This window comes from Enterococcus sp. (assembly GCF_022711995.1).
Lineage (GTDB): Bacteria > Bacillota > Bacilli > Lactobacillales > Enterococcaceae > Enterococcus_D.
In genome coordinates, this window is record NZ_JALAHI010000067.1 from 1 (window position 1) to 12,425 (window position 12,425).

The window sequence follows — 12,425 nt, forward strand, 5'->3', positions numbered from 1 at the left end:
ATCTATTATACAAAAAAAAGAAACGACCAACAAATGAATAAATCGTTGTCACATAAAATCAGCCTTCTTACACTTTGTACCAATACGCAAAAAGAGATAGCAGCCATTATCAGCACTGCTATCTTTAAATTAAAAAATCATTTTTTACTTGGTGATGGCGCTTTTTTTATAAATTGCGCAAGTGATTGGGATCATTGATTGGTGCTTCGACATCGCTGTCTCCCATGCGCGGCGTCGGCTGAACCGATTCATCTGGCATTGCCGTTTCACCTGTAACAGGTTGATCAATGATCGCTGTATCTGTTTCTTCGATTCGATCGGTTGCGTGATAATCGTAGACTCCCACCACTAAACGATCTTGCTCAAGGTCATCACGATAGGCGAATAAAGGATCACTTTCGTCGTCAATCGTGTGATGGTCATAGTCCCCAAAAGAGAAAGCATCTTTGATTTTTTCCCACATTGAACGATCGTCATCTGATCCTCCAGTCGCTTCTACTTCTGCACTATCCAATGTATTTAAACCAAACTGTTCAATGATGGTGGCATTCGCGAACAAAACAATGTCGTCTTTGCCATAACCTTCATCTCGCAGTTGATCAATTGCTACCAATGCTTCTGTCCGAGTGTCGTAACTACCAATAATTGTTAGGTTTCTTTTATCCATTTGAAAGCCTCCTTATTTTGTGTACGCATGAAATCGGTCAATCTTTCGGCACTTGTCTTCTGATCGAAGAAAGGGGCCTACCCGTTCATTGTATCTTACTCTGTGAAGGAGACCAAATGGTTTGTTTGCGCTTACGAAAATGATAAGGAACGCTTTCTTTATTGGCGCTGCAGTTGCAACCATTCACTGTAAGCATAAACGAACGGTCCGATGCCTTTAGCATCATCGTTGACAACTGGTTCTGAAATATAATACTCATAGGAACCATCTCTGATTTTATAGTTACCTTTACCTGGCATCCCTCCTAAACCAGCAACCAAACAAATATCTTTCAACGTAAATTTCCCGTTTTTAATAACCAATTTATGCTTTACAAGCGCACGTAGGATCGTTTCGCCAATCTTTTTATATTGTGAAGGGAGAATAGCTAATCGACTGGCTTTTAGCATCACATAACTCAAAGCAGCAGATCCACTCGTTTCTAAATAATTTTCTTCACCCTTTGGCTTATCGGTTACTTGAAAAAAGAGACTCGTCTTTGGATCTTGATAAGGTATTACTGCCTCTATGAGTTCCGTTAAATAGCGCTGCAGCTGCTGTTTTTCTTGGTGATAGCCTTCATGGGACAGTAAAATTTCAAGTGTATCAACTAATGCCATAGCATACCAGCCAAGAGAACGAGTCCAAAAGTTTGCGCTGCAACCTGTCTTTGGCTGCGCCCAAAATGCTGTTCGCGTACAGTCGTATCCGTGATACAGCAATCCTGTTCGCGGATCTTTCATTGACTCCATGACATTTTTGAATTGTCTGATCACATCACTGACATCTTTGGAATTGCCAAACGTTAGTTGGTATTGGATCGCAAATGGTTGAACCATATATAAACCGTCTAACCAAACTTGTTGCGGGTAGAGCAACTTGTGCCACATACTTCCTTCCTTAGTGCGCGGCTGCAACAAAACTTGCCGATACAGCTTATCTAGAGCCTTGCGGTATTTGCTTTTCTTAGTGATTGCATATAACTGAAACAATACTTTCCCTTCGTTAACTGCGTCACAGTTATATTCCCCTTCATCGTACCCCAACGGATTCCCTTCCTCATCAATGTAGTAATCAATGAAAGTTTCAGCAAACGCAAGATAATTCTCGTCTTGTGTTGCATTAAACATGTATTGGATCGCCAGAATCATGCAACCATCGATATAGCTCCAACAGATTGGCTGATTAGCTAATCGAGCCTCTTGATTCCAAATGGGTGCTTCCGGTGAAGAGTGTGCGATGAATTGATCCAAAAATTTTCTTATTTCTTCCAACTATTTTTCTCCTTTGCCAATTCTTATCTTTGTATGTGTAGACGCTTCATGCCCTCCTTCTTTGTCAAGCAGTAGCGGCAGACAAATGAAGAAACAGCTGGCTAATTTGCATAAAATCTCTCGTTGAAAAATGACTGCTACTGGAACATTCTTGCGATATTTATCTGTGGAAACGATCTGCAGCTGAAAGAATGCTTTTCCAATCGTCTGCTGATTTTGCATGAATGGATACTGTAGGGCAAAATACACGCCGCACATCAAAAAAATCGCAGTCAAAACAGCGACAAAGTCATTATTGATAACACGACTGATTATCGGAATTCCTCCTATAAAGACTAAAAACAGCGTTAAAATCCCTAAGACAAAATCAACGATTTGTGCAAGAATTCTTCTGATCAACATATGACTATTCTTTACTTCCTGTAGAAGCAACACCATCAACAAAGTATCGTGATCCCATAAAGAAAATGGCAATCATCGGTAACAGCCCCAAGCAAGAAGCAGCAAAGACTCTTCCGTAGGAGACCATTGCTTCGCCGTCTAATAGTTGTTTCAATGCTACTGATAGAACTGTCTTATCTGAACTATTCAAATAAATCAATGGTCCTTGGAAATCATTCATGCCCCACATAAAGCTTAACAAGGCAACGGTAATCAGAATCGGTTTGATTACTGGAATGATGATTTTGAACAAAATCTGAAATTCATTACACCCATCCATCACTGCTGCTTCATCTAACTCCCTAGGGATCGTTCGCATAAATTGAATGATCATAAATACAAAAAACGAAGAACTAGCGAAAATATCCGCTACATAAAGGCTGGCAAAGCTATCCAAAAGTCCTACTTCGCGGTACAACAGATACAACGGAATGCGAAAAGCTAGTTCTGGCATCAATAATGTAACGATTACGGCACCAAAGACAAATTTTTTCCCTTTAAACGATTTTCGTGCAATCACATAGGCGGTAATCACGCAAGATAAAACTGTAAAAATCGTTTTCGGAATCAAAAATTTTAGTGTATTCCCAAAGAAAAACCAGATAGAATGGTCTCGCGTCAGCTGCCAAGCATCGGAAAAATTCGTTGTCACCACACGCTCGCTTGGAGGGAAAATACTCAAGCTACCAAAAATGTCGCGATTCTCCTTAAATGCGGAACCAATCATCCACAGCAACGGATAAATCAAGACAATCCCCACACCAATCAATAATCCATAACGAATGATTTCATTTATCCGTCTTCTTGATTTACTCATTTCCATTATTCAGCCCCCTTAATCATTATAAAATACCCACCGATCAGATGACTTGAAAATAATGATCGTAAATATACCGATGATCACCAGCAAAATCCAGGTCAACGCACTGGCATAGCCATAATTCCCATTTTGGAAGGCTTGATCATAAATATAAAGATTCAAGAAATAAGTCGTCTTATTCGGTCCACCTTTAGTGATCAAATACGCAGAGTTAAACTCTTGAAATGCTTTGACTAAAACATTGACGGCATTGAACAAAATAACGGGGGTAATAATCGGCACAGTAATATTGAACAGTTGTCTTATTTTTGAAGCCCCATCCATTTCCGCAGCTTCATAAATAGTTTTAGAAACACCTTGTAATGCAGATAAGAAAATCAGCATGGTCGAACCGAACTGCCAAGTTTTTAAAATGATCAGTGTAAAAATCGCGAACTTTGGGTCTTTTGTCCAGTTAATAGCCACATCATTCCCAAGTGTAAAAACACTCAGCACCATATTCACAGGTCCGTTGACATCAAATAGCATGGTCCATAAAATGGAAACAGCTACATTTCCTCCTAAAATAGAAGGAATATAATACGCGGTACGAAAGAAATTGACACCTTTAAGTTTAAAATTCAAGATTGCTGCTACTGCAAAAGAAACAATAATAACTGCTGGTGTACCAATCAACACGTATTTGATTGTTGCAAAAAAACTCGCAGTAAAGGTATCGTCTTTCGTAAAAATCTCAAGATAGTTTTGTAATCCGACAAACTCGGGATCACCTAAAATGGGGTATTCTAACAAACTGTAGTAAAAAGAAATAATGATTGGGTAAACTTTAAAGACTAGGAAGCCGATGATCCATGGCATCAGCATACAATAGATCACCCAGTTCGTTCTTTTCATTTTTTTCAACATCGCATTTGACTCCTTTATCTTCTAAATGAACGTCCGGACACTAACGAGTTACTTCCAGACATTCTCACTCAAGGCCAATTTTATTTCGGAAAAAGAAGGGTACGAGACCTACCTAAGTCTCGCATTCCTTCTCATTTCTTCCTATTCTTGATAATACTTATCAAGCGCTGCTTGCTGTTTCTCAATGAATTGCTGTGCAGCTTCCTCCGAGGTGAACTTCCCTGTCCGAAAGGCTTCGTAAACCGTGTATCTTTCTCCTCGCACGTTCTCGTCTTCAAAGTATGGATCTAACACCGTTTGGTCATAGTCATCCAATTTGGCATAGCCATCTGCCACAGCACCTTCAACCAATTGATTCGCTACTTGAAGATCGTAACAAACCGTGTTGCTGGAGATACCCAGTGAATCTCCAGCAGCTTTTACTGCTTGCTCATTGGTAAACAAGAATTCAATAAAAGTAGCTGCTGCTTCCGGATGTTTGGAATTTTTTGAAATGGCATAGCCAAAGTTTGGTTTAACATAGATAGTTGGTTTGGAGGCTGCATCAACCTGCAAGAAATCACCTACAACTAACTCATCTAACCCATCGCCGCCTTTATATGAATTCGTCCATTTCGCCAGTGAATTCGCCCACTCATAAACAGAGCCTGCATTGCCTTCTACCCATTGAGGATTTGATTCCGTATCGATTGGGCTTGTTTGTTCAAAGGTCGGTAGTGCCCCAGCGTCTTCTAATTCTTTATATCTTTCCAGCACTTCTTTCACTTCATCCACGCTGTAGTTGACTGTTCCATCGGTCTGCATGATCTTTCCTGTGTAGTTGTAAAGCATCTGAGCAATAAACAGATCTAGTGAAAACTCCCCCACATTGAGATAAGCGTACTGATTATCTTCACCCGTCGGAGTATTCCCTTTTGCGATGACTTCTCCTGCTGCCAAAAGATCATCATAAGTCGTCGGTAGTTCCAAACCATTGGCTTCGTAAAGGGCTTGGTTCATTAGAGGAACCCGCCCAGTCATTCCGTGGGGAACCGCTGCTTGTTCACCACCCACTTGCATCGCTTCTAAATAAGATTTTTCCCAATTGTCTAGCGTCAAATAATCACTGACCTCATTCAAGTCCATAAAGATATTCTTGCCCTTCCCGAATGAAAAGAGCCAATTATAATTGACTTGCATCACGTCTGCTTCAGTTTTACCTGATAACTGTGTCAATGTCTTTTCTTGCCATCCATCCCACGCCCCATACTCTGTGTTAACCGTGATATGCGGATATTCCTCTTCAAAAAGAGCCACCACCTCTTGCATCGCTTCATGGCGATTATCCGCGCCCCACCAAGCAAATTTAATCGTCACTTCTTCTGCATCTTTTGTTGAACCACTGCTGGAACCAGTAGCTTCAGGCTGTGAGCCACATGCTGCTAGAACTAAAATACTAAAAAGACTGCCAACTAACATCTTCTTCATCTTATTATTTCCTCCTTTATAAAATGCACACGTTTACAATTTTTCATTTATGTATCCGCTTACTGATTTTATCGGACAGAAATTGTCTCAGCAATAGGCAAGCGAAACTTGCACAAAAAAGTGACAGATTATTCGCGAATTTGTACAATATTGACTTTTTTAACAGGAAAATAATACTCATTTCATATTTGCTATGGGTGAGTGCGTGTTTAGAAATTATTTTTTTCTCGCAGACTTTCTTTATAGGCAATTTGTTTCTTGCGGTACTGTAAAGGGGATGTTTCTGTATATTTTTTGAATACACGATTGTAATAGGCGATGTTACTGTACCCACTTTTTCTCGCTATTTCAGCAATGTCCCAATCTGTATCTTCCAGTAATCGTTGGGACTGTCGAATCCGTTGAATATTGGTATATTCAGTGATGGTGTAGCCTGTTGTTCGTTTGAAGATACGGCATAAATAGGATTTGTCGAGATAAAAAGACGAAGCGATTTGTTCTAATGAATGAATCGATGCATAGTTTCGACGGATAAAGGCAGTAATTTGATTAACTAACTCACTCTGTTCTCCTAAAGTTTCTGATGGTTCATCGGAAAACCCCCGGAAGTTCTTGATCCTTTGAATAAAAATAAAAAGTTCGATTAATTTTGTTTCGACCATTACTTGGTAATTGTATTCTTTCTGGATCACTTCATCTGCGATATTCGCTAAGAGCGTCTGCACGTAAGCGCGGTCCGCTGGCGGAACCTGCATAATTCCATGATGTTTTAAAAAAAAGGTCTCCAGATCTTCCCCCATGGATTGAGTGATTCTTGGAAATTTACTGGCCTCATAAAGAACAAGTACACGATCATGGTAAATATACTTTCCTGAAAATGTATTATGGACACAGTCCGGGTGGATCATAACCAGCGTACCAGGTTGGACTTGATAGGTTTTTTCTCCAATTAAAAAATAGCGGTTCCCTTCTATAAAATATTGGATTTCGCATTCGGAATGCCAATGCTTCACCATATTATAGGTACTATCTCGTCGTGAGCGATCAATCGTCAATCCGTTCATCATCCCACTATAAACAATCGTCTTCATACGCCTTACTCCTTTCTTTGCTTTCTATTTTACCGAAAAAATAGGAAACTCCATAGGGGGGACGAAACCAAAATCTGCTTGAATTCTTTAAAAAAGGTGAACAGCATGATTCTAAGCCGCCTTCACAATAAATCTATCCTCAGCACTTTTTATTACTAATCAACCAGCAAAAAAGCATTACCCAATCTCACAAATGTGTATCGGGTAATGCTGATTGATTTTCTTTTGAATTAAACGAAATCAGTCGTTTCTATTTCACGATCAACTTTTGACCAACATAAATAATATTGTTGGTCAAGTGATTCCATGCGGTGATTTGGTCGATACTACTACCATACTTTTGCGCAAGAGACCACAGACTATCACCCGATTTAACGGTATGATATTTTTTTGAAGAACTATTATTAGCAGAACTATTGCTGGAAGAAGTATTCGTAGTTGTATTCGTTAGATAAGCACCACTGACCCAGCCTTTGCCTGAAACATAGTACCATTTGTTATTCCCGTTAACACTAGTACCATTTTTAACTGCTGTTGCTGTCACGGTACTACCTTGACTCAATGAACCAACGATACTGCCACTGGTCGATGCTGTAGAACGGATATTCAATGTCGCTGTGGTTTTCATCTTTTGGTTGATTGAATTACCAGTATTGGTTGCATTTGATGTATTCGACGATGAGCTAGAATCACTCGTTAAATACGCTCCACTGACCCAGCCTTTTCCTGAAACATAGTACCATTTCGTATTGCCTTTGACACTGGTGCCATTTTTGACTGCTGTTGCTGTCACCGTGCTGCCTTGTCTCAATGAGCCAACGATACTGCCGCTGGTCGATGCTGTAGAACGGATATTCAATGTCGCCGTCGTTTTCATTTTTTGATTGATTCCGCTATTGGCTGTATTGTCATTCGTGTTTGTATTGCTTGATGACGAACCGGAGTTTACTTCTGTTAAATACGCCCCGCTGACCCAACCTTTGCCAGAAATTTTGTACCAGTTGGTATTACCATTGACACTCGTTCCTGTTTTGACCGCCACTGCCGTAAAGGTTGTATTCGCTGTAAGGGATCCGGTAACTATTGCTGTAGTAGATGCATCCGAGCGGATATTCATAGACGCCGTCGTTTTCATCTGCTTTTGAATGGTATTTTCTTCAACAGAAGTTTCAGCGTTGTTCGCATCACCGTTTCCGGTCGAAGTACCACTATCATATTGAGTTAAATTATATGTTGAAATAAGATTATTCAATTTGCTAGCATAGGAAGTATCCGTCGCATAGCGTCCTTGCAACCAAGCCGTTGCTTCTGTATACGAGTTCGTATTGCTCTTCCAAGCGCCGCTGTAATAATAACTTCCGGCAGCAAAACTGGTATTTCGTAAGACATACGCATTATCTTGGAAAGATTCTCTTAGAGACGGATATTTACGGAATTTTGCCATAATTTGATAATAATTACCGGAACCATTATCTTCTAAAGTAGCCATCTCAACATACTGTCCATTGTAGCTTCCTTTGATTCCAAACATATTATTGGCTTGGGTAGTCAAAGCCGAAGTACCCCAGCCAGATTCTAGGATCGCTTGAGCAATCATGACTGACGCATACAAATCATTGGCGGCAGCTACTTCCGCTGCATAACCACTAGCTTGAGCGATAAAGCCACTTGTATCCGCACGAATAGAAAATATTGATGATCGTGCAACAGCAATCGGCGATTCAACTAATGGTGTATCCTCTGTGATTGTTTCCTGTGATGTTGTCGTCTCTTCAGGTGGCATGCTGGATTGCGCTTCACCAGAGTCAGCTGATTCTGTTGTTTCTTCAGTTGCACTGGACTCCTCTACACTACTTTGAGTGTTTTCTACTGTTGAATCGTTCGATTGATTCTCTTCTGTGTTTTGATTGTCAGCGATTTCAGCTTGATTTTTTGCATCTTCTGAAGTTGCTGTTTCTGCGGCTAAAACTAAATTTGGTGCAATCGTTGAGCCTGCCACTACAGTAGTAGCCATCGTCAACCCTTTTTTTGTTAATAATGAACGCTTTAATCGTTTTTCTAAACGGCGTCTTTCTTTACGAATCGTCATTTCTTGCCTCCTAGCAAACATAGTCTCTTTATTCTAACACTTTTTTAATAAAGGTACAAAAGTGGGTTTTTCTAGCTCGATTTTTCACATCACTCATGATTACTTATCAGAGTGTACAATCAATGTCATTCGTCTTAGATCGTATAAGATAGTAAAAAATGCTGAATCTTAGTAAATAGACAGAAACACCCAGCATGAGACGGGTATCTCTGTCTATTTTTACTACTATCACAACTATTTCAACGGTGTGCCCACCATGCTTCTGGCAGATCCACTAGTTAGAGACTCAATGATAAAAATCAAAACGGCCTTTCGCTAACACTTCTTTGACCCCACCAGTTAGGAACAAGGAGCGGTCCATAATGGCTTTTTTAACAAAAGATGCTGGATAGCCTTTTACAGGCATCTTACCCACCAAACCAAACGCGTGAGTATTCCCAATCGAGGCGACAGATCCTAAAGACTCAAAATGGAAGTCTTCCGTCTTTTCCCCTTTAATCAAATGCAGACAGTTCTTGGCAGCATGATACCCCATTTTTAAAGCAATCTGTGCTGTCGTTGGATACGGACGATTTGTTGCAGGATCCAGTACAGCAGACACATCCCCAACCACAAACACATTGCTATGGTCTGGATCGCTTAAATCCTGATTGACCATCACACGGCCACGACGAGCTGAAAAATCAGAGTCTGCCATGACATGGCTTCCACTGACTCCTGTTGTCCAAATAATTGTCTTAGCAGATAATTCTTCCGTCGCACCTGTTTCAGCATCCGTTTGATAAACGACTACGCCAGGTTTGATTTCTTTGATTGGTTTTCCAGTTAAAAATTCAACGCCCCATTTTACCAAGTTATTGATGCCATAGGCAGATAAGTTTTCTTCAAACATTGGCAATAATCGTGTAACTGCTTCGACACAGAAAAGTTTGATTTCTTCTGGTTGAACACCTGCAAGCTCAGCAAATTCCTTCCGATTTTCGACCAAAGAACCTAGGAGTTCTATTCCAGTGAATCCTGCACCACAGACCACGATTTTCAATAAATCTGGATCTTTGGTTTTCTTGTACTCTTCCATTTGTTTCAATAAATGATGGTAAATATTTTCTGCTGAATCCACATCTACCATTTCTAGCGCATTTTCATTAACACCTGGGATCCCAAATGACTCTGATTCAAAACCCAAGCCTATGATCAAATAATCATAGGAAAGAGAAGTTTGATCCGTAAATAGGACGCGCTGATTCTGACGATCGATGGTGGCTACCTCATTTTGGAGAAAAGTTGTTTTTTGTGGACGAACCACATCAGCGATATCGTAACTGATTCGCTCTCTTGGCTGCGTTCCAGCAGCTACTTCATGTAAATCTGTCGCTTCATAATGGTAATCGTTCTTATCTACTAATGTGATATGAAAATCACCGCTTGCTCCTTGCAACACATGCAAAGCCCGTAATCCTGCATAACCTGCTCCTAAAATGACAACTTCCTTCATTTCTACTTACTTCCTTTCTTTTTCTAAAAAATTATAAAATCAAACCGATAGCAAAACTAATGACTTGTGCGCATGCCCCAACCGCGAGGATTTTTACCGCACAGACAAATGTTTCACGTTTGATCTGTTTATGCATAAATAATTTTGTCTGTTTCCAGACAAATGGTAACACAAGAAATGTCAACAACATCGTCCATGGTGCTATATGCAGAACCACTGCCATCAAAATCGCACAAAAAGCGATGATGTTCAAAAGGATAAATAGCCGCAACCCACGACCTTTTCCTAAGTAATGTACCAATGTGTAGCGATTGTTGTTTTCATCTTCTTCTAAATCACAAATATTATTGGCTAGCATCAAATTAGCGATCCACACTGTATTGGGTAATGCAATCAGAAAAATCCCTCCCAATGTTGCGCCATCCCATTGAAATGTTTCGTAAGTATTCAAGTACACACAAATCAACGAAATCATGAAGCCCATCGTAAATCCTGAAAAAAATTCACCCAGCGGTAAACTTGATAACGGCCGTGGACCGGATGAATAAAAAATTCCGATCAAGTAACAATAAAGCCCCATCCAAAACAAGGGCCAGCCAACGAAATAAGCCAATACGATACCCATCACTGCCGAAACCACGATCATGCTAATCATTAGACGGAAAACAAGTTTAAGTGAGAGGTTTTCCCGTCCGATAATATTCGTTTTTTCTTTATAATCATGAACTTCTGTTGCATGATGATAATCATTGTAATTATCTAAAATATCTACCGCCATGTTGAAAATCAACATAGCAATAAAATACAGCACTACATAACCTAAATGAATTGAGCCATAGTTGTACCAGCTGTAACAAATCCCAATAAAAAATGGGAGGACACTGGCTGTTTTTGCTTTAAATTCCACAAGCTCCAAAAATACTGGGAGTGTCAAATACTCATCTCCTTTTGATAAATGCACTTAACTAGTCAATCATCTCCCTTTAAGTTAGAATAAGGGCTGAATGACTGGTAGAAAGGGTTTTAATATGTTGAATTTTTGGATCGATTATCCTTCGATCGAGCAAAGGCTTAAAACTGTCTGTTCGATCATTGAAGAACGAGTAACTATTCGTAACAAAGAAATACAAGATGTATTAGTTGATTTTACTTATTCGGGAGGAAAAATGCTGCGTCCCGCACTATTTTTCTTATTCGCCGATCTAGGCGAGCCCATTGATGAAAAAAATGATCAATTAACTAAAATTGCTGCTTCATTAGAAATCTTACATATGGCAACCTTGATTCACGATGATATCATTGATGATTCGCCGTTGCGCCGCGGACGCATTACAGTCCAAGCAAAATATGGCAAAGATATCGCTGTTTACACAGGTGATCTACTCTTCACCCAATTTTTTGAACTATTAATCGAGAGTATGAATGGTTCGCCTTTTTTAGCTACAAATGCCCAAGCAATGAAACGCCTTTTGTTAGGCGAATTAGACCAGATGCACACTCGCTATAACCTGAATGAGTCCATTGATGAATACTTACAAAGTATCAATGGAAAAACAGCTGAGCTGTTCTGGTTGGCCTGTATCGAAGGGGCTCATTTCGGCGGTCTCGATTTAGAAAACCAAGAACGAGCTGGTGAAATCGGACGCAACATCGGCATCGCTTTTCAAGTTTTTGACGATATTTTGGACTATACAGCAGATTCCGGAACGTTGAAAAAACCCGTTCTTGAAGATTTGGCACAAGGTGTTTATACATTACCTTTGCTCTTTGCTAAAGAACAAAATCCTAGCGCCTTTGAAAGATATTTGACTAAAAAAAGCGCATTGACCACCGAGGAAGCCATAGAAGTCGCTGAATTGGTTCGTCGGTATCACGGCGTTGAAAAAGCTACTGATTTCGCGGTTTCTTATACTAAACAAGCGTTAGCCGACATCGAACTGCTGCCGAACACCCCTAGCAAAGAAAAAATTCGTGAACTCACACAACTGCTTTTGCAACGAAATTATTAAACATTCGCTAGCACCATCCCACCAATACTGCTTTCTCTGGAAAACAAGTATCCTTTGGAGAAACAGTGAAGAGTTTTGAGGAGCACTCGCTCCTCAAAACTAACCCCCATTCCCATCACTTTTTTCT

Annotated in this window: 12 protein-coding genes; 2 read left to right on the forward strand and 10 right to left on the reverse strand. The window is 40.1% G+C overall.

Annotated elements, in window-relative coordinates:
* The coding region (locus Q0A12_RS06600) for a hypothetical protein (protein WP_291291867.1) at positions 1-198 on the forward strand (198 nt) is incomplete at its 5' end.
* Here Q0A12_RS06600 and Q0A12_RS06605 read toward each other — a convergent pair.
* From Q0A12_RS06605 to Q0A12_RS06650, 10 genes are all read right to left on the reverse strand, one after another.
* The gene (locus tag Q0A12_RS06605; RefSeq protein ID WP_291291868.1) at positions 167-667 is read right to left on the reverse strand and encodes a general stress protein; all 501 of its coding nucleotides are present in this window, start codon (positions 665-667) and stop codon (positions 167-169) included. The genes Q0A12_RS06600 and Q0A12_RS06605 overlap by 32 nt on opposite strands.
* A 158-nt stretch (positions 668-825) precedes the next feature.
* A complete protein-coding gene (locus Q0A12_RS06610; protein WP_291291869.1) occupies positions 826-1,980 on the reverse strand; it encodes a glycoside hydrolase family 88 protein in 1,155 nt (384 codons plus the stop codon).
* Positions 1,981-2,382, reverse strand: coding sequence for an RDD family protein (locus tag Q0A12_RS06615; RefSeq protein WP_291291870.1), 402 nt, complete (start codon positions 2,380-2,382; stop codon positions 1,981-1,983).
* A gap of 4 nt (positions 2,383-2,386) precedes the next feature.
* Complete coding sequence (locus tag Q0A12_RS06620; protein WP_291291871.1) at positions 2,387-3,244, reverse strand: carbohydrate ABC transporter permease; 858 nt, start codon at positions 3,242-3,244, stop codon at positions 2,387-2,389.
* Positions 3,245-3,256: 12 nt separating this feature from the next.
* Positions 3,257-4,147: a sugar ABC transporter permease gene (locus tag Q0A12_RS06625; RefSeq protein ID WP_291291872.1), complete on the reverse strand. Its 891-nt coding sequence runs from the start codon at positions 4,145-4,147 to the stop codon at positions 3,257-3,259.
* A gap of 141 nt (positions 4,148-4,288) precedes the next feature.
* Entirely contained in the window at positions 4,289-5,614 is a 1,326-nt protein-coding gene (locus Q0A12_RS06630) for an extracellular solute-binding protein (RefSeq protein WP_291291873.1), read from the reverse strand.
* A 209-nt stretch (positions 5,615-5,823) separates the two neighbouring features.
* Positions 5,824-6,705, reverse strand: coding sequence for an AraC family transcriptional regulator (locus Q0A12_RS06635; RefSeq protein ID WP_291291874.1), 882 nt, complete (start codon positions 6,703-6,705; stop codon positions 5,824-5,826).
* A 250-nt stretch (positions 6,706-6,955) separates the two neighbouring features.
* Positions 6,956-8,794 (reverse strand): glucosaminidase domain-containing protein, encoded by a 1,839-nt coding sequence (locus tag Q0A12_RS06640; RefSeq protein WP_291291875.1) that lies wholly within the window; start codon positions 8,792-8,794, stop codon positions 6,956-6,958.
* Between the two features lie 286 nt (positions 8,795-9,080).
* A complete protein-coding gene (locus tag Q0A12_RS06645) occupies positions 9,081-10,289 on the reverse strand; it encodes an NAD(P)/FAD-dependent oxidoreductase (protein ID WP_291291876.1) in 1,209 nt (402 codons plus the stop codon).
* 31 nt (positions 10,290-10,320) lie between these two features.
* Entirely contained in the window at positions 10,321-11,223 is a 903-nt protein-coding gene (locus Q0A12_RS06650) for a prenyltransferase (protein ID WP_291291877.1), read from the reverse strand.
* A gap of 94 nt (positions 11,224-11,317) precedes the next feature.
* Here Q0A12_RS06650 and Q0A12_RS06655 point away from each other — a divergent pair, with 94 nt between their 5' ends.
* Complete coding sequence (locus Q0A12_RS06655) at positions 11,318-12,298, forward strand: polyprenyl synthetase family protein (RefSeq protein WP_291291878.1); 981 nt, start codon at positions 11,318-11,320, stop codon at positions 12,296-12,298.
* Positions 12,299-12,425: the final 127 nt, after the last annotated feature.

What these genes read in the sequence shown, in the direction of transcription:
- Q0A12_RS06605 (WP_291291868.1), bottom strand. Translation starts at nt 667, where the DNA reads ATGGATAAAAGAAACCTAACAATTATTGGTAGTTACGACACTCGGACA.
- Q0A12_RS06615 (WP_291291870.1), bottom strand. Translation starts at nt 2,382, where the DNA reads ATGTTGATCAGAAGAATTCTTGCACAAATCGTTGATTTTGTCTTAGGG.
- Q0A12_RS06620 (WP_291291871.1), bottom strand. Translation starts at nt 3,244, where the DNA reads ATGGAAATGAGTAAATCAAGAAGACGGATAAATGAAATCATTCGTTAT.
- Q0A12_RS06625 (WP_291291872.1), bottom strand. Translation starts at nt 4,147, where the DNA reads ATGTTGAAAAAAATGAAAAGAACGAACTGGGTGATCTATTGTATGCTG.
- Q0A12_RS06630 (WP_291291873.1), bottom strand. Translation starts at nt 5,614, where the DNA reads ATGAAGAAGATGTTAGTTGGCAGTCTTTTTAGTATTTTAGTTCTAGCA.
- Q0A12_RS06635 (WP_291291874.1), bottom strand. Translation starts at nt 6,705, where the DNA reads ATGAAGACGATTGTTTATAGTGGGATGATGAACGGATTGACGATTGAT.
- Q0A12_RS06640 (WP_291291875.1), bottom strand. Translation starts at nt 8,794, where the DNA reads ATGACGATTCGTAAAGAAAGACGCCGTTTAGAAAAACGATTAAAGCGT.
- Q0A12_RS06645 (WP_291291876.1), bottom strand. Translation starts at nt 10,289, where the DNA reads ATGAAGGAAGTTGTCATTTTAGGAGCAGGTTATGCAGGATTACGGGCT.
- Q0A12_RS06655 (WP_291291878.1), top strand. Translation starts at nt 11,318, where the DNA reads ATGTTGAATTTTTGGATCGATTATCCTTCGATCGAGCAAAGGCTTAAA.